The organism is Candidatus Dedyshia acidiphila, from assembly GCF_051025295.1.
Classification (GTDB): domain Bacteria; phylum Acidobacteriota; class Terriglobia; order Terriglobales; family Acidobacteriaceae; genus KBS-83.
The window spans coordinates 24,098-40,429 of the sequence record NZ_JBMGJV010000027.1 but is presented as its reverse complement, the minus strand read 5'-3'; the positions used below and the strand labels follow the sequence as shown (position 1 = coordinate 40,429).

Here is a 16,332-nt window from a genome sequence, read left to right as displayed (position 1 = left end):
AGCAGGGCCGCCGCAGAGGCTAGACTAAAACGATGCAGGAACAAGCGCGCATGATGGAGGCCTGGCGAGCGGCTTCGGCCGCGGGTGGCGTCTGCGTTCTGGTGACTGTGGTGGCCACGCGTGGGTCGTCCTATCGGTCGCCCGGGGCACGCATGCTGATACTGCCGGACGGCTCGCGGATTGGCGCGGTGAGTGGCGGCTGCCTGGAGGGCGAACTGTGCCGGCGCGCCCACTGGTGGACGAGCCAGTTCCCTGCCCTGCGGAAGAACTTCGACACATCGACACAGGAAGACAACGAAGGCTTTGGGCTGGGGTGCGGCGGCGGGATTGACCTGCTGCTGGAGCGGCTTGCGCCGGAGGCTGGTGCCTTGCCGGGCACGCATCCCCTGCTGGCGCTGGACGAGGTGCACCGCACGCGCGAGATGAGCGCGATGGCAGTGGTGGTGGAGCCGGGGGCTTCGGGCAAGCTGCACGCGGGACAGCGATTCGCGCTGCGGGATGCCGCTGCGTCGCCCGAGATTACGCGGCTGCTGGCACGGGCGATCGGGTTGGGGCATTCGTCGCTGGTCGAGTTACAAGAAGGCGACGAGGCTGGCTGCCTGGTGTTTCTGGATGTGCTGGTGCCGCCGGTTCAGCTGGTGGTGTGCGGCGCGGGTACGGATGCGCAGCCCGTGGTGGCGATGGCCGATGCGCTGGGCTGGAGCACGACGGTGCTGGATCAGCGGGCGGACATGGCGAGGGCGCAGCGTTTTCCGCAGGGGGCGGATGTGATCGTGGCGAAGGATGCTGCTGCACTCGAGCCGGTGCGGCTGGATGCGCGGACCGCGGCGATCGTGATGAGCCACAGCTTTGCGCAGGATGCGTTCTTTCTGGAGTGGCTGCTGCCGCGACCGCTGCGCTACCTGGGGGTGCTCGGGTCGCGCCGGCGGACGCTCGACCTGATGGCGCGGCTGGGGCAGGAGGCGCTACCGGAGATGCTGCACGCGCCGGCAGGCCTCGACATCGGCGCAGAGACGCCGGAGCAGATCGCGATGTCGATCCTGGGCGAGGTGCAGGCGCGCTTCGCGGGACGGACCGGGGGCGCTCTGCGCGATCGAGCAGGCAGCATCCATGGTCGCGAGCTGCTTGCGGGGACTGCGTCTGCAGAGGACGAGCGGGTCACGATCGCTCGGAACTGTCCGCTCTCCTGAACACAGGCTGAGCAACAGACCTGACAGAGGGGTGCCTCTAACGGCGCATGAAACCGGACGCAAAGAAGGCGCTCTCCCGCCCTGATAAGGCAATGAAGAAGCATGCGGCGAAGCACGCTGCCAAGCATGCGAAGAAAAAGTCTGCCAAGCATGCACCCGCGAAGCATGCGAAGAAGCACGCACCGCCGCCCGAGCGTGCTGAAGCAGGAGAAGATGCCGCGGAGTTCCGGCTGGGCAAAAAAGACAGCAAGCATCTGCGTCGTGTGTATGAGCACCTGGCACGGGTACGTGTGCTGCTGCGCGTGGAGACCGGGGATGCCAAGCTGCGCGCCGCTGCCGAGCGACTGGCCGCGCTGGTGACGGCCGAGTTGCAGGTGGCGCGGACTGGCGCGCGGATGGCAGCAGAGCTGACACGAGCGGCGGAGCACATCGCCTTTGCCGGGCTGAACGCGACGGAGGAGGCGAACCAGCCGTGGTCCGGCATGCTGGCCGAGACGCTGGAGGCGGAGTACCGCAAGCTGCGGGAGGATGGCGAGCTTCGCGGGGCGGCGCGCAAGAGCAAGGGTGAGCGGGCGAATGCGCTGCGCACACTGCATGAGTTGATGGCGGCGACGGGCGAGGATGCGCTGGGCCGTGCGAACTATACGTGCGCGCTCGAGTCAGCGCGCGCGGCCGAGGCTCTATGCGCCGCGCTGGAACACGATGGAGATGAGAGCTGAGGGATGAGAGCCGCGTGATCGGGCGCAGGACGGGCAGGTGACGGGCAAGATACCCGGAAGAAAACGGGATACAACGGGAAAGTTGTAGAGCGGATTTGGGCAGGGAGGGTGCAGAATATGCCAAAGTCCAAACCAATCAGGAGCAATGATGGACACACCTCCCGTCCACCATCTGGTCACTATTCGTCTCGATGAGCATGTCGAGCAGCTGGAACGCGCATATTCCGCGTTTCTGGATGTGAGAACACAGCTGGCCGATCTGCATGCAGCGCTGGACGTAGTGAAGCTGCAGCCGGATGGGCTGGATGGCGCGTTGTCGCGCCTGCGCGGTGCGCTGCGCACGGTCGGGGCTGCGATGGAGATGGTGTCGCCGCTGAGCGGCGAAGCGATCTAACAGAACTGGGGAGAGAGAGCCGGGCCGCGCGGGCTGGCGAGGACAGGTGCGGGGGCACCTGTCCTCATTCCGTTTTAGCCCCGGGGGACGCGCCGGGCCGTGAGGTTAGCGGCGGCGCGGAGTGTCGTTCGTTGCGGTGGTGGTGTCGTTCACGTCCAGCTCCTCGCGGCGGACTGTGCCCTCCAGGTTTTCGACATTCTCAACAGCTCGCTTGCCCACGTTGACCTGCTCGCGGACGACGGTCTGCTTGTCGAGTGTGGCGCGCTCCTCGGTCAGCGGGACGCGGATCTCGGATGCGGTGCCGACCTCACCCCGTGCTGGCGTGCTCTGGTCTGCGCCGACGCGCTCAATAACGATCTCCTCGCGCGTGACCGGGACCTGCACGGTCTGCTGCTCGGTGATGACCTCCTTGCGGATGCGCACTTCGCCACGGTTGATGCGTTCCTTGTGGACGCGGAGCACTTCGCCGAGCAGCTGGATCTGCTGCTGGTCGGCCAGGTCACCGGTGCCGGTGCCACGGTTCGCGTACTGCGACTGGTAGTCGCTGCCGGCGTCGGTGCCGAGGTCGCCGCCGTCGCGGGTCAGGATGGCTTCGGCCTCTGCATTGCGCGGGGAGGCGTTCACGGTGACGACTGCGCCCGAACCGGAGCGAAGGCGATCGGTGAAGTAGTGCGAGCGGTGCTGCGGGATGGAGAGGCCCGAGAAGGAGCCGGTGACGTCGCCGGTGTCATAGCGGTCCTGGTTGTAACCGCCCTCGTAGCTTGTGCCGCTGCCGGGTCCGGCTGTGATCTCATGCGACGTGGTGGAGCCGCGATCGCGCTCATCGGCATAGGGCTCAACGCCGCCGTCGCCGCCGGTGAAGAAGTCCTTGAAGCGATCCCAGGCGCTCTCAGCCTTGGCGCCGGCGTGCGATGCGGCCTGGTGCGCGTGGCTGCCGGTCGACGTGCCGGTGGAGGAGCTGCCAGCCATGGAGCTGCCCGCGCCCATGCTGCCGGCTCCGCTGCTCGAGGCGAGCGCGAGACCGATCTGGTTATTGCTGAACCCTGCGGCCTTCAAATCCTGAACTGCCTTTTCTGCCTGCGATTCGCTGCTGAAGTAAGCTGCGACCGATTCTGTGCCAGTGCTGTTCATGAGGTCTCCGCGATGCGTTGTGGGCGCGAGGTGTCGGCGTCGCTGGGATGAAACCGCGACGGCGAGGCTCGGCACCGGTCATGGTGGTTCGGGGAACGAGCACGGTGGCGTCGCACAACGCGGCTGCCATAGCTCGCTGCTCTGTCTAGTAAGAGGAGCGGAGTCGCGGAAGGTTTGCTTCGGTGTGGGAAGGAACGTGAGTGACGACGAGTATTTGTTTGCTGCTGCACGGATTCACGCGCGCGCAACAAGGAATCGCTTGTTGTACAGGGCATTCCAGAGTTGCTGGGGATTGTGACTGCTGCCGTGACGAAACGAGAGAAGGGCGGGATTCACTCGCGCCCCTCTCTTCCCATGTTCTGGTGCAACGGTTGCATAGCGTTACAGCTCAGTCGAGCGGCTATCCAGTAGTTGCTTCGCGTGGCCGATGAACTGATCGAGGGGCATCCAGCCCTGGTCGCCCTTGCCGCGAACGCGCACGCTGACCGCGCCGGCCGCCTGCTCCTTGTCGCCGAAGACGAGGATGTAGGGCAGCTTCTGCATGGTGAGGTCGCGGATTTTGGCATTCATCTTTTCGTTGCGGCTGTCGAGCTCGACGCGCAGCCCGGCGGCCTTGAGCTTCTCCATGAGCTCGTTGCCGTAGGCGTTGTGGCGCTCGGCGATGGGGACGAGGCCGACCTGCACGGGGGCGAGCCAGAGCGGGAAGGCGCCGGCGTAGTGCTCGATGAGGACACCGAAGAAGCGCTCGACGGAACCGAACAGCGCACGATGCACCATGAGCGGCTGGTGCCGCTCGCCGTCCTCGCCGACGTACTCGAGTTCGAAGCGTGCGGGAAGGTTGAAGTCGAACTGCACGGTTGAAAGCTGCCAGAGGCGGCCGATGGCGTCGACCAGCTTGATGTCGATCTTGGGGCCGTAGAAGGCGGCTTCGCCGGGCATGACCTTGTAAGGAATGCCCTTGCGCTGGAGCACTGTTTCGAGCGAGCCGATGGCGAGCGCCCACTTGTCATCTGAGCCGGCGTAGTTCTGCCGGTCCTTCGGGTCCCAGGTGGAGAGCTCGACCTTGTACTCGGAGAAGCCAAAGGTTTTGAGCACGGCTTCGGCGAAGTCGATGCAGGCGGCGACCTCGTCTTCGATCTGCCCGGGGGTGCAGAAGATGTGGGCATCGTCCTGAGTGAAGCCGCGCACGCGCAGCAGACCATGCATGGTGCCGGAGCGCTCATAACGATAGACGCTGCCGAGTTCCGCGTAGCGGACGGGCAGGTCACGGTAGCTCTTGGGCGCGTTTTTGTAGATGAGGATGTGGCCCGGACAGTTCATCGGCTTGAGCCGGTAGTCTGCGTCGTCGAGCTCCATCTTGGTGAAGAAGTTGTCCGCGTAAAAGCCTTCGTGGCCGCTGGTCTGCCACAGATTGACGCGGGCGACGTGCGGGGTGAACACCATGTCGTAACCGCGGCGGATGCATTCTTCGCGCATCCAGTCTTCCATCGTCTTGCGGACGATGCCGCCCTTGGGGTGGAAGAAGACGAGGCCGGCGCCGGCGAGTTCCTGGATGGAGAACAGATCGAGCTGCTTGCCGAGCACGCGATGGTCGCGGCGGGCTGCCTCTTCGAGCCGCGCGAAATGCTCGTCCATCTCCTTCTTCGAAAAGAAAGCGGTGCCGTAGACGCGCTGCAACTGCGGATTCTTTTCATCGCCGAGCCAGTACGCGCCGGCGAGCGAGAGGACCTTGAACGCCTTGACGCGGCCGGTGGAAGGCACGTGCGGGCCGCGGCAGAAGTCGACGAACGGGCCGTTGCGATAGAGCGAGATCTCTTCGCCGGGCTGGGTAAAGCGCTCGATGAAGTGGACCTTCATGAAGTCGCCCTGCTCGCGATAGTGTGCGAGGCCTTCGTCGCGCGGCTCGAACTCGCGCACGAAGGGTTGATCGCGCGCGACGACCTCGGCCATTTTGAGCTCAATGGCGGAGAGGTCATCCGTGGTGAAGGGCGTGGGCCGATAGAAGTCGTAGAAGAAGCCAGCGTCGGTGGCGGGGCCGTGGCCGAGCTTGGTCTCCGGGAAGAGCTCGAGCACCGCGGTCGCCATAACGTGCGCGGCAGAGTGACGAACCACCGGCAGCGCGTCGGGGTCCTTCTCCGTGAGGAGTTGCAGATGCACGTCCTCGACGAGCGGGGTGCGCAGATCGACGAGGCGCGCGGCGGCGGCATCGGGCGCGGCGTACATGGCCTGCTCACCGGGAGCGGACTTCTCGTCGCCAGGTGCCTGCTGGTGCGGAACATGGGCCGGATCGGCGAGCGGGCGGGCGGGCTTGATGCGCGCGACCACGGAGGCGGCGGCGAGGCGCGGCGAGATGGCGTTGGCGACGTCGAACGGCGTGGAGCCGGAGGGGAGGGCTCGTACGGAGCCATCGGGCAGATGAACCTGGATCTGGTCGGGCATGATGTTGGGACAAGGATAAGTCACGCGGCGGATTGCAGTGTCGTTGAGGTCGCGCCTGGAGCGGATTGCGGCCGGGTGGCGCGTCATCCACCCGCCACTGCCGTGGACGGCGATGGCTTACACTGCAGGCCGATCTTTGCAGGCGCGGTGGGAGGGGAATTGGATGTCGGAACAAACAACAGCAGCGACGGTGAGCCGGCCGCGAAGCGGTCTGTGGCTGGCCGGCTTCATCGTGGTCTGCGAAGCCGTAGGGGCCGTCTCTGGGCTGATGACAGCGCACGGAATCACGACGTGGTACCCCACACTTCACAAGCCGGGCTTTACGCCGCCGGACTCGATCTTCGCGCCGGTGTGGACTGTGCTGTTCGCGCTGATGGGCATCGCGGCGTGGCTGGTGTGGCGCCTGCCGGACTCGCGTACCCGGTCGGCGGGGCTGGGCTGGTTTGCCGCGCAGCTTGCGTTGAACTTCGCGTGGACGCTGATCTTCTTCCGCGCGCACCTGTTGTTTGCAGCGGCGCTCGAGATCCTGATCCTGCTGTTTGCGATCGTGATGAGTACGGTGTTGTTCGGGCGCGTGTCGCGTGGCGCGGCGTGGCTGATGACGCCGTATGCGCTGTGGGTGGGGTTCGCGACGGCGCTGAGCTGGGCGCTGTGGCGGCTGAACGGCTGAGGAACAGAAAAGGCCCGCGCGAGGCGGGCCTTTCGGTGGGACGGAGCGTGCCCTACTTCATGTCCGGCACGGCGTCCGGGAAGAGATCCTTGAGCGGGGCGGACTGCTGTTCGCGCTGCTCGGGATGGGGGAAGGCCTTCCGCGGGATCATCTGATCGCGCATGGCTGCGTTGTAGACGAAGATCGCTTCGACGGTGGCGATCTGCGCGAGGTCACCGGGTTGGAGGCGCTCGTAGACGTCCATGTTGGAGTGGTGCGTGCGAGTCTCGTAGTCGAGCGGGTCCTGGATGAACTGGAAGCCAGGCAGGCCTACCGCGTCGTAGGACAGGTGATCCGTGCCGCCCGTGTTCTGCATGGTGATGGTGGAGACGCCGAGGTCCTTGAGAGGCGCGATCCACTGGCGGAAGATGGGCTCGACCGCTGCGTTGCCCTGCAGGTAGACGCCGCGGACCTTGCCGGAGCCGTTGTCGACGTTGAAGTAGGCATCGAGCGTCTTCCACTCGGGCTTGGTCTCGATGGGGCCGCCCGGCTTGCGGATGAACTCGGGCAGCTTGAGCTGGTCGGGCTCGGTCGAGAGCGGGAACGAGCCGAAGTGCTGCTTGACGTAGCCGCGCGAGCCGAACAGGCCTTGCTCCTCGCCGCTCCACAGCGCGATACGAATGGTGCGGCGTGGGTGCGCGTCGATGGCCTTGAGGATGCGGACGACCTCCATGGCGACGATGGAGCCGGCGCCGTTGTCGGTCGCGCCGGTGCCGGCGATCCATGAGTCGAGGTGGCCGCCGACCATGACGACCTGCTCCTTCAGGTCAGGATCGGTGCCGGGGATCTCGGCGACGGTGTCGAAGCCGTGCTGGTGCTCGCCGGTGACCCTGGTCTCGATGTTCAGCTCGAGCTTGACGGGGACGTGCTGCTTGAGCAGGCGCGAGACGCGGCCGTAGTGTTCGATAGCGAGGACGGCGACGGGCACCTTGACCGCCTTCTCCGCTTTGTAGGGCGCGGTGCCGAGGGCTGCGCCGTTGTCGTCGAAGAAGGTGCCGCCACTGCCGCCGCCGTGCTCGGCATCGCGGCTGGGCACCAGGACGGCGGCGACCTTTTCATCCGCGAGGAAGGTGGCGACCTTGTCGCGGGTCTCCAACCGCTTGAGGTATTGCGCGACGCGGCTGGCGTACTCGCGGTTCTGGTCGCCGGCGGGGTATTGAGCGATGTCCTGAAGCTGCTGGTCGGTGTAGCGCTCGAACAGCGGCTTGTCCACGGGCGGGACCGCGCGCATGTCGCCGAGCAGCACGATCTTGCCGGCGAGCTTGCCCTTGTACTTGTCGAAGTCCTTGTCGTCGGCGATGACGACCTGGGTGGCGTCGGCCGTGATGGGGCCGTTGGTGCCGGGCGACCACGGGGTGGCCTGCGCGATGAAGGGCGCGGTGTCGGGCGCGCTCATCCGGACCCAGGTGTTGATCTGCTGCCAGCCGAGGCCGAACTCGCCCCAGTCCTCGAGGTGCGCGTTGACCAGTCCGAGGCGCGTGAGCTCGTCGCGCGTCCAGTTGTTGGCCTTCTCCATGTTGGGCGAGCCGGTGAGGCGACCGCCGATGTCATCACTCAGAGCGGAGGCGAACTCCATAATGTGCGAGTGCGCGAGGCCTTCTTCGCGGATGCGGCCGTAGGCGCCCAGGTCGATGGCTTCGACAGCAGGCTGCGGCGCGTTCCAGGGCTCTGCCTGTGTGGCGGCAGCGGGATGCGCGGGCTTCTTATCGGCAGCGGCGAGCCGGGATGACGCAGGAGCGAGGATGGCGCAGGCGAGCGCGAGCAGCGCAGCCTTGCGGGCGATCAGCATAGGGACGAGCCTCCAGGAGCGGAACAATGTGCGAGGAGGATAGCAGGCGCGAAAGCGGCAACTGGGGCTGGGCCGAGCGATGTGTGCCGCGCGAAGTGGCTAGATCAGTCGAGCGCCGGCGAGCTCTTCGAGCACGGTGAGCGGCGCGTGCTGCGGCGCGACCATCGCGTCGGGCGCAACGAGGAAGGTCTGCTCGAGCGCGTACTGACCAGCGAGCACGGCGTGCGGCACCATGTCTGTGTAGACCATCCAGCTGGACCCGGCGGGGAACTGATAGTCGTACTTCGCGCAGGAGCTCTGGAAGTCGGCGCTCTCTTTGAGGAAGTTATGGAAGCGCATCATGAAGTCGTCATAGGGCGAGCGCTTGAGCGCGGGCGCAGCGGCACCGAGGCCGATGCCGGTCGCCATTGACTTGAACGCGCGGCCGAGGCCGGAGTCCGGACGGGGCAACGCGATCTCTTTGGGTGCGTAGCGCAGGGCGACGCTGCGGAAGGGATCGCTGACGATCCAGTCGCGGGTGCGGGTGGCATGGATGTTGTTGAAGAAGCGCAGAATGCGCGCACCGTGCGTGGGCCGAGTGGGGAAGGCGTCCGTGTGCAGCAGGTCATTGCGGCGGCGCAGCGGCAGGTCGCGGCCCTGCTCCTCCTGCGGTCGGAAGCTGGCGTAATCAAGCTGCCAGTGCGCGTTGTAGGGCGCGAGGAAGCCGGTGAGGAACGTGGTGACCGACTGCGAGTAGCCGCGCATGATGCCGCGCAGGCGCGCGACGGCTTCACTGTTTGCGGTCCTGGTGTCGAGGCCGCTGAGCTCGTCGGCTCTTGGCTTGTAGGCGATGTTCTTGTGCAGGCTGCTGTCGGTCTGCTGCTGGCCGCGGAGGAAGTCGAGGTCGCCGGGCGCGAAGGGGATCGGGCTCTCCGGGAAGAAGACGATGCCGCCTTCTTCGAGGCGCTCGCACCAGGCGCGCTTCTGCTCCGGAGTCGCGGTGGCGAGGTCTGTCGCCGAGATAGTGACGATTGCCATGGGGCTAGCGTGCCGTGATCTTGCGGCGCAGCCAGATGGCGAGCAGGGTCAGCCCGCTGATGAGGAGGACGGCGATGCCGGCGGGCAGCCCGAAGTACTTGTAGCTGACGTCGAGCGTGACCTTGTGGTGGCCCGCGCTGTTGTAGATCAACAGGCCGAAGATGGACAGGAAGGTGACGCCGAAGAAGGCGATGAAGCCGAGCGCGGCAGAGATAAGCAGGCTGGCGAAGAGGCCGAAGTCGCCGGCCGGGATGCCGAAGATGCGCGTCGTGCCAGGCTGCACCGTGGAGGGCCGGGAGCGGGGGCCGGAGTTCTGTGCAGAGAGGGCTGTCATCCGGTCTAGAATAAATCGGATGGGGCATACCGCACAGACAGAGTTGTTGCCGGCGGCGCAGGTGGCGCGCGAAACCGCCGTGCAGCAGGCGGAGAACGGCATCTGCTACGCGACCTTTGGCGACCACAAGCTATCGCCGGGTGAGCTGGAGCAGATCCTGCTGGCGGTGCCGCAGGCAGTGGCCGGGGCGCTGCGGCAGCGGGCGTACTACTTCGTCCCGCTCACGATCCATGAGCATGAGGGCGACAGCATTCCCGACGACGCGCACACCGGCGGGGAGACGCTGGTCGCGCCGCAGTTCTCGAACGATCTGAGCGATCGCGCGATCTGCCACCGCAACCTGCACTTCGCCGGGGCGGACTGCATCTTCATCTCGACGCGGCTGATGCAGGACAAGTTCGCGCTGGCGTTTGAGCTGTTCATCAATGTGGGACACCACTTTGTGGACGCAGCCGGCGTGCCCGCCAGCTTTGGCGAGCTGCTGGACCGGCAGGCCGTGGCGCAGGTGCGCGGCGAGACCAGCCACGACGCATGGGAGAGTCGCATGCGCGCGTATGGCGAGGCGACGGACGAACCGGCCGAGCGCGGCCGCAACGGGCGCAGCAGCCATGACGGCGCAGGCGCGCAACGCGTGGCGCGGGCCGTGGACGAGAAGGCCAAGACGGCGTACATCCACGCGGCGTTTGCCGATGCGCTGGCGATCTACATGCTGTCGCTGACGCTGGATTTCGACTATGCGGATCTGCGTGAGCGCGAGTATCCGCTGCTGCAGTCGAAGGCGCTGGCAGAGCGGCTGCAAGCCATTGCGGCGCTGTTTCCACCGAACCATGGCTACCAGTTCCAGATCCACTACCGCCGCCGCTAACCGGAGGCTGGGGCCTCACTGTTGAGACTTCCGATCGCAGGCCAGGGAGAGACCGTGTCCGCTGCAGAATCGAGCATCGAGCAGACTGCACCGGCAAAGGCTATCGCTGCCGAGCCGCTGCGGGGCACACTGCTGCTGGTGCTGGCCGGCATCAGCGCCTGCCATCTGCTGAACGACCTGGTGCAGGCGACGATTCCGGCGCTGTATCCGCTGTTTCAGCGCACGTATGGGCTGTCGCTGGGGCAGATCGGGATGGTGACGTTTACCTACCAGGTGACGGCGTCGCTGTTTCAGCCGTTCGTCGGGATGGCGACGGATCGCCGGCCGATGCCGTACTCGCTGGCCGTGGGGATGGCGTTCTCCGTGTTCGGGCTGTTGCTGCTGGCGTGGGCGCCGACGTATGGCTGGCTGCTGGTCGCGGGTGCGCTGGTCGGGTTGGCGTCGGCGGTGTTTCATCCGGAGTCGTCGCGTGTGGCGCGGCTGGCGTCGGGCGGACAGCATGGGCTGGCGCAGTCGGTGTTCCAGGTGGGCGGCAATGCTGGCTCGGCGCTGGGGCCGCTGCTGGTGCTCCTGGTGGTGTTGTCGGCGCGTAACCCGGAGCGGGCACAGCATCGCATCGCGTGGTTCTCGCTGGCGGCGCTGCTCGGCATCGGGCTGCTCATCCGCATCGGCGGATGGTATCGCGACACGATTCGCACCCAGGCTGCTGCGTCGCGAGTGACACGAGCCTTTGCGGAGAACGTGCAGCCGCGGCGCGATGTGGCCCGCGTGATGACTGTGCTTGGCGTGCTGGTGTTCTCGAAGTACTTCTACATCGCGAGCATCACCAGCTATTTCACCTTCTACCTGATCCAGCGCTTCCATGTGTCGCTGCACCGCGCGGAAATGTATCTGTTCCTGTTTCTTGGCGCAGCGGCGATCGGCACCTTCCTGGGCGGACCGATCGGCGATCGCTATGGACGGCGCGTGGTGATCTGGGGTTCGATCGTGGGCGTGCTGCCGTTTACGCTGCTGCTGCCGTACGCAAACCTGTTGTGGACCGGCATCCTGATCGTGATCATCGGGCTGGTGCTGTCCTCGGCGTTTACCGCGATCCTGGTCTATGCGCAGGAGCTGGTGCCGCACCGAGTGGGTACGATCTCCGGGCTATTCTTCGGCCTCGCGTTCGGGATGGGCGGACTGGGTGCGGCGCTGCTGGGCAAGCTGGCGGATGCGACCAGCCTGGACCTCGTGTATCACGTGTGCGCGTTTCTGCCGGCGCTCGGGCTGCTGACGGCGCTGCTGCCGAAGACCGCGGCGGATCACGCGCGGGCGGCTACCATAGGCGCATGATCGCGCACCTTCGCGGACGACTCTTCAGCAAGCAACCGCACCAAGCCATCGTGGAGGCGGCGGGCGTTGGCTATGACGTCGCCATCAGTGTTTCGACCTACACATCGCTGCCGTCAGAGGGTGCGGACGTGGGGCTCCACATCCACACGCAGGTGGGCGAGGACACGCTCGCGCTTTACGGATTCCTGGACCGCGAAGACAAGCGGCTGTTTGAGCGGCTGATCACGGTGAGCGGCGTGGGGCCGAAGCTCGCGATCAAGATCCAGAGCGGGCTGCCGGCGGATCGGCTGGTGACGGCGCTGCGCGGGCAGGATCACGCGACGCTGACGCGTATTCCGGGTGTGGGCAAGAAGCTGGCGGAACGACTGGCGCTGGAGCTGAAGGACAAGCTCGAAGACATGGCGACCGCGGCGGCACCTGCGATGGCTGCGGCCGGACCTGCGGCGGAGGATGTGCTCTCCGCACTGGTGAATCTCGGGTATCAGCGCGCCTCGGCAGAGAAGGCGATCGAGAGCGCAGTGGCGAAGGACAAGCAGGCAGGCGAGCACTTCGACACCCTGTTTCGCGCAGCGTTGATGGCGATTCGCTAGGGCGATTGTGACGTTGTCGGCGGCGAGGGACCGGGCGTAGATTGGTGTCGAGCGAAAGCCGCCTCACCCGGAGGTCCTGCTATGCGTTTCGTTCTCTCCTCTGCTGCACTCCTGCTGCTTGCTCCCGCGACGCTGCCTGCGCAGCATTCGACTGCCATCCAGGTCGCCGTGCATCCGCGACCAGCGGACGTGTGTCCTGTTGACCTGGCGGTGAGCCGCCACGCGGATGGAACGCTGATGCCGGCGGGGCGGCGCAGCGAGAAGTCGCAGACGCATCAGTGGCTCGATCTCTCGATGACGAACATGGGACGTGCGCCGATCGTCAGTGCAGAGCTGGATGTGCACGGGACAGAGAACAAGGGCCGCGTGGTGACCGCGGGCTCGGCTTCCGCGGCGGAGCTGCGTACCGACGACTCCGGTGCAGATGCAGTGCGTCATGTGCATCTCGACAGTCGCGTAGCGGCGGCGGGGTCGTGGAGCCATTTGCTGGCGGTGGATGGTCTGACGTCAGTGGCATGGGTGAACATCATGGAGCTGCGCTATGCGGACGGCTCGCGGTGGCGTCCGGGGGCGGGGCAGTCCTGCCGCGTGGAGCCCGATCCGCTGATGCTGATCGCGGACCGCTAGTTTTCCTGCCGATTGCGATGCTGTTCGCCTGAACGAAGCGACCCTTCCGTTCGCTGCGTGTGATGTCTCTGGGCGGTGGATACTGGACCTGCAGCCTTTCCCGGAGGACCACCCGCAGCATGCAGGCGCAGACGAAGAGCGCGACCCGCGCGAAGAAGGCAGCGGCAACGAAGCCAGCCAAGGCCGCGCCAGAGAAGGCCGAGCCGTATCTGTCACCGGAGGGGTTGCGTTTTCTGCGCGGGCTGGCGCGCAACAACGACCGCCTCTGGTTCAACGAGCGCAAGCCGATCTACGAAGCGGAAGTGAAGCGGCCCATGCTGGCGCTGATCGAGGCCGTGACCGGGGCGATGATGGACTTTGCGCCGGCGCATGTGCGCGCGCCGGAGTCGATCCTGATGCGCATCTATCGCGACACGCGCTTCGCGAAGGATAAGTCGCCGTACAAGCCGCACGTGTCTGGCTGGTGGGTGCGTGACGGGCTGACGAAGACGTCTGGCGCGGGCTATTACCTGCAGATCTCAGGCAAGGAAGTGATGATCGCGTTTGGCGCGTACATGCCGGATCCGGAGCAGTTGCTGGCGATTCGGCGTCACCTGCTCGAGCACCATGAGGAGTATCGGAAGCTTGATGGCGGACGGGCGATGCGGCGGCTGTTTCCGGAGGAAGAGAGCGGCGATCCGATGACGCGTGCGCCGAAGGGATTTCCTGTGGACCATCCGGCGCTGGACCTGATCCGGCAGCGGCGCTGGGGACGCAGCGTGACGCTGCCGTCCGCTGCGGCGGCGAAAGCTGACATTGCGAAGCAGATCGCGCAGCGCTTTCGCGCGGCCGCGCCGCTGGTGGAGTTGTTGAACCGGCCGCTGCTGAAGGCAGCCGAGAAGCCGCGGAAACCGCTGTTTTAGCGCACGCGAGGACGCCGGGAGCCGCGTGTTTGGCGGCCCATGTAGCCAGAAAGTTGTAGAAAACCCTATAAAAGCCGGTGATTGTGGCCAAAACCGCAAGAAACTTGTGGAAATGCCTGATTTCTCGTTGACAAGCAGCGCCGGCAGGCCGCATGGTGAACGCGGTAGAAGTTGCGGGAACCCGCATAAACACTGGCGATGCGTGCACTCGATCGCTGGGGCCCGGTGCAACGGATGACCTGGCACGCGGGAGCGGAGCTTTCCTAAACCAGCGCTCGGGGACGCGAGCCCCAGGGCGATACACGAGTACGAGGAGGAATACGCATGGCAGCAGGATTGACCAAGACACAGCTCGTTCGGGCGATGGCCGAGAAGCTCGAGCTGACCAACAAGCAGGTGAACGGATTTTTCGAACTTCTGACTGAGACCGCCGTGAAGGAGACCAAGAAGAACGGCGTGTTCGTGATCCCCGGTCTGGGCCGGCTGGTGAAGGCGGAGCGCAAGGCACGCCTGGGCCGCAACCCGCAGACGGGTGAGCAGATCAAGATCAAGGCGAAGACGGTGGTGAAGTTCCGCGTGGCGAAGTCCGCGAAGGACACGATCGCGCCGCCGAAGAAGTAGCCGCCTCCAATCCAGGCACCGGGGGCGTTGGCGCCGGGCTGGAGAGACGTTGTGAGCGACTGTGGTGTGGCTCTGCGGAGCCACACCACTTTTTTTTGCGCTCAAGATGATGAGTGCAATGAGCAGTTACGTATGGCGGGGTGCGTTCGCGGGCACGATGGCGCGCGCCACCAGCGCCGCACCGAGCGCGATGAGCAGGACGCGCCACAGTAGTTGCGGGTTGTAGCGCCAGGCCAGCACGGCGTAGCCGATCGCATAGCCGAGAGGCCACAGCTCCAGCAGAACGGCTTGCAGTGCTGTCACCGCGTGCAGGGGGACAAAGCGCGCGCGGAGCGCGATGAGCAGCAGCATCGCCCCGAGGAAGAAGACGGCCGTCCACGGCTGCAGGAGACTTGCGATGGACGCGGCAAAGCAGAGCGTGCCGATGGCCCAGAGCAGGGCGCCCGCCCGCATGCGTGCCGCGATGGCGAGCAGTGCGCCGGCGATGGCGAGCACAAGCGCTGCAATTGTCACATCGACGGTTGCAGATTCAAGGCCGACGCCGTGATGCGCGAGCCAGACCGGCAGCGCGAGCCAGACCAGGTTGAACGAGCTGCCACTGCCGGCCGAGCCGGAGAAGATTGGCAGCCCGAGGAAGACAAGCACCAGCAGGACCATGAGGCCGTCTAGCAGAGGGCCGAGCCAGATGCGCCGGCGCACAGGCGCGTGCGGGAGCGGTGCCGGCTCACTCATGCAGTGCCTGCGCCGGTGAGCCGCTCCATCAGCGAGTCGAAGGCTTCGAGGTTGGTGTACTCGATGATGACCTTGCCCTTGCCGCCCTTGTCCTCAATGGCGACCTTGAGCCCGAGGGCGCGCTGCATCTGATCGCGGGCCTCGCGGACATTGGGGTCGAGCACGTCTTTCGGCTTTGCGGTCTTTTCGGCCTTCTCCGGGTTGAGGGTGTTCTGGACGAAGCTCTCGGTCTGACGCACAGACATGGAGAGCGCGAGCACCTTCTGCGCGGCCTTGAGGATCGCGTCCGGCGACTCGAGTGCGAGCAGGGCGCGGGCGTGGCCGAAGGTGAGGTCTCCACTCTCGACCTTGCCCTGGATCTCTGTCGGCAGACGAAGCAGTCGGAGAAAGTTCGCGACCGAGGCGCGGTCTTTGCCGGTGCGCTTCGCCATCTGCTCCTGGGTGAGTTGGAATTCGCGGCTCAGGCGATCGAAGGCGCGGGCCTGCTCCATCGGGTTAAGGTCGGCCCGCTGGAGGTTTTCGATGATCGTCATCTCCATCGCCTGCCCGTCGGAGGCTTGCCGGACGACGGCGGGAACGGTGGCCTTGCCGGCCTTACGTGACGCGAGGAGGCGGCGCTCGCCGGCGATGAGCTGATAGCGGCCGTCCGCAATGGGCCGCACCAGGATGGGCTGAACGACGCCGGTGGCTCCGATGGACGTGGCGAGCTCGTCGAGGGCGGCTTCGTCGAATTGGGTGCGGGTCTGGAAGGGGTTGCGGTCGATGAGATCGACGGCTATCTCTAGCGGCGCGCCAGTAGGGTTGGGGCTGCCGTCCGCCTGGGCGGAGAGCGACGGAACCGTAGCGGGTGCGGGCGGTGGCGTGCTGGGACGATGAGGTAGCAGCGCTTCGAGGCCTTTGCCGAGCGCGCGTCGTTTGTCAGGTGTGGACATGGCGGAATC

The 16,332-nt window shown here is 65.9% G+C and carries 17 protein-coding genes; 10 read left to right on the top strand and 7 right to left on the bottom strand.

Translation table 11 applies throughout. From position 1 onward, the window contains the following. Positions 1-32: 32 nt before the first annotated feature. From AC5IJH_RS12235 to AC5IJH_RS12225, 3 genes are all read left to right on the top strand, one after another. The gene (locus tag AC5IJH_RS12235) at positions 33-1,190 is read left to right on the top strand and encodes an XdhC family protein (protein ID WP_491903107.1); all 1,158 of its coding nucleotides are present in this window, start codon (positions 33-35) and stop codon (positions 1,188-1,190) included. 47 nt (positions 1,191-1,237) lie between these two features. Further along, positions 1,238-1,909 carry a hypothetical protein gene (locus AC5IJH_RS12230; RefSeq protein ID WP_491903106.1) on the top strand — a complete coding sequence of 224 codons (672 nt, stop codon included), beginning with the start codon at positions 1,238-1,240 and terminating at the stop codon, positions 1,907-1,909. 148 nt (positions 1,910-2,057) lie between these two features. Continuing rightward, a complete protein-coding gene (locus tag AC5IJH_RS12225; RefSeq protein WP_491903105.1) occupies positions 2,058-2,303 on the top strand; it encodes a hypothetical protein in 246 nt (81 codons plus the stop codon). Positions 2,304-2,408: 105 nt separating this feature from the next. On the opposite strand, the gene AC5IJH_RS12220 is transcribed toward AC5IJH_RS12225, so the two are convergent. Both AC5IJH_RS12220 and thrS read right to left on the bottom strand, forming a co-directional pair. Further along, positions 2,409-3,434: a YsnF/AvaK domain-containing protein gene (locus AC5IJH_RS12220; RefSeq protein ID WP_491903104.1), complete on the bottom strand. Its 1,026-nt coding sequence runs from the start codon at positions 3,432-3,434 to the stop codon at positions 2,409-2,411. A gap of 381 nt (positions 3,435-3,815) precedes the next feature. After that, on the bottom strand, positions 3,816-5,873 hold the full coding sequence (thrS, locus tag AC5IJH_RS12215) for a threonine--tRNA ligase (RefSeq protein ID WP_491903103.1): 2,058 nt from the start codon (positions 5,871-5,873) through the stop codon (positions 3,816-3,818). A gap of 163 nt (positions 5,874-6,036) precedes the next feature. Between thrS and AC5IJH_RS12210 the strand changes: the two genes are divergently transcribed. Continuing rightward, entirely contained in the window at positions 6,037-6,543 is a 507-nt protein-coding gene (locus AC5IJH_RS12210; protein WP_491903102.1) for a TspO/MBR family protein, read from the top strand. Between the two features lie 52 nt (positions 6,544-6,595). On the opposite strand, the gene AC5IJH_RS12205 is transcribed toward AC5IJH_RS12210, so the two are convergent. The 3 genes from AC5IJH_RS12205 to AC5IJH_RS12195 all read right to left on the bottom strand — a co-directional run bounded on the left by AC5IJH_RS12205 (position 6,596) and on the right by AC5IJH_RS12195 (position 9,722). Further along, positions 6,596-8,371, bottom strand: a complete 1,776-nt coding sequence (locus AC5IJH_RS12205) for a M28 family peptidase (RefSeq protein ID WP_491903101.1) — start codon at positions 8,369-8,371, stop codon at positions 6,596-6,598. A 99-nt stretch (positions 8,372-8,470) separates the two neighbouring features. Continuing rightward, positions 8,471-9,388, bottom strand: coding sequence for a Kdo hydroxylase family protein (locus tag AC5IJH_RS12200; RefSeq protein ID WP_491903100.1), 918 nt, complete (start codon positions 9,386-9,388; stop codon positions 8,471-8,473). A gap of 4 nt (positions 9,389-9,392) precedes the next feature. Further along, positions 9,393-9,722: a hypothetical protein gene (locus AC5IJH_RS12195; RefSeq protein ID WP_491903099.1), complete on the bottom strand. Its 330-nt coding sequence runs from the start codon at positions 9,720-9,722 to the stop codon at positions 9,393-9,395. 19 nt (positions 9,723-9,741) lie between these two features. On the opposite strand from AC5IJH_RS12195, the gene AC5IJH_RS12190 reads away from it, so the two are divergent. The 6 genes from AC5IJH_RS12190 (at position 9,742) to AC5IJH_RS12165 (ending at position 14,659) form a co-directional block, all read left to right on the top strand. Next, positions 9,742-10,587 carry a hypothetical protein gene (locus AC5IJH_RS12190; RefSeq protein ID WP_491903098.1) on the top strand — a complete coding sequence of 282 codons (846 nt, stop codon included), beginning with the start codon at positions 9,742-9,744 and terminating at the stop codon, positions 10,585-10,587. A gap of 54 nt (positions 10,588-10,641) precedes the next feature. Beyond that, positions 10,642-11,919 (top strand): MFS transporter, encoded by a 1,278-nt coding sequence (locus AC5IJH_RS12185; protein ID WP_491903097.1) that lies wholly within the window; start codon positions 10,642-10,644, stop codon positions 11,917-11,919. Beyond that, a complete protein-coding gene (ruvA, locus tag AC5IJH_RS12180) occupies positions 11,916-12,509 on the top strand; it encodes a Holliday junction branch migration protein RuvA (RefSeq protein WP_491903096.1) in 594 nt (197 codons plus the stop codon). Before AC5IJH_RS12185 ends, ruvA begins: the two co-directional genes overlap by 4 nt. Before the next feature lie 81 nt (positions 12,510-12,590). After that, on the top strand, positions 12,591-13,136 hold the full coding sequence (locus AC5IJH_RS12175) for a hypothetical protein (protein ID WP_491903095.1): 546 nt from the start codon (positions 12,591-12,593) through the stop codon (positions 13,134-13,136). A gap of 119 nt (positions 13,137-13,255) precedes the next feature. Then, positions 13,256-14,038 (top strand): DUF2461 domain-containing protein, encoded by a 783-nt coding sequence (locus tag AC5IJH_RS12170; protein WP_491903094.1) that lies wholly within the window; start codon positions 13,256-13,258, stop codon positions 14,036-14,038. A 324-nt stretch (positions 14,039-14,362) separates the two neighbouring features. Beyond that, the gene (locus tag AC5IJH_RS12165; protein WP_491903093.1) at positions 14,363-14,659 is read left to right on the top strand and encodes an HU family DNA-binding protein; all 297 of its coding nucleotides are present in this window, start codon (positions 14,363-14,365) and stop codon (positions 14,657-14,659) included. A gap of 126 nt (positions 14,660-14,785) precedes the next feature. Here AC5IJH_RS12165 and AC5IJH_RS12160 read toward each other — a convergent pair whose 3' ends face one another. Then, positions 14,786-15,391 (bottom strand): hypothetical protein, encoded by a 606-nt coding sequence (locus tag AC5IJH_RS12160; RefSeq protein ID WP_491903092.1) that lies wholly within the window; start codon positions 15,389-15,391, stop codon positions 14,786-14,788. Beyond that, positions 15,388-16,323, bottom strand: a complete 936-nt coding sequence (locus AC5IJH_RS12155) for a ParB/RepB/Spo0J family partition protein (protein ID WP_491903091.1) — start codon at positions 16,321-16,323, stop codon at positions 15,388-15,390. Before AC5IJH_RS12155 ends, AC5IJH_RS12160 begins: the two co-directional genes overlap by 4 nt. Positions 16,324-16,332 lie beyond the last annotated feature (9 nt).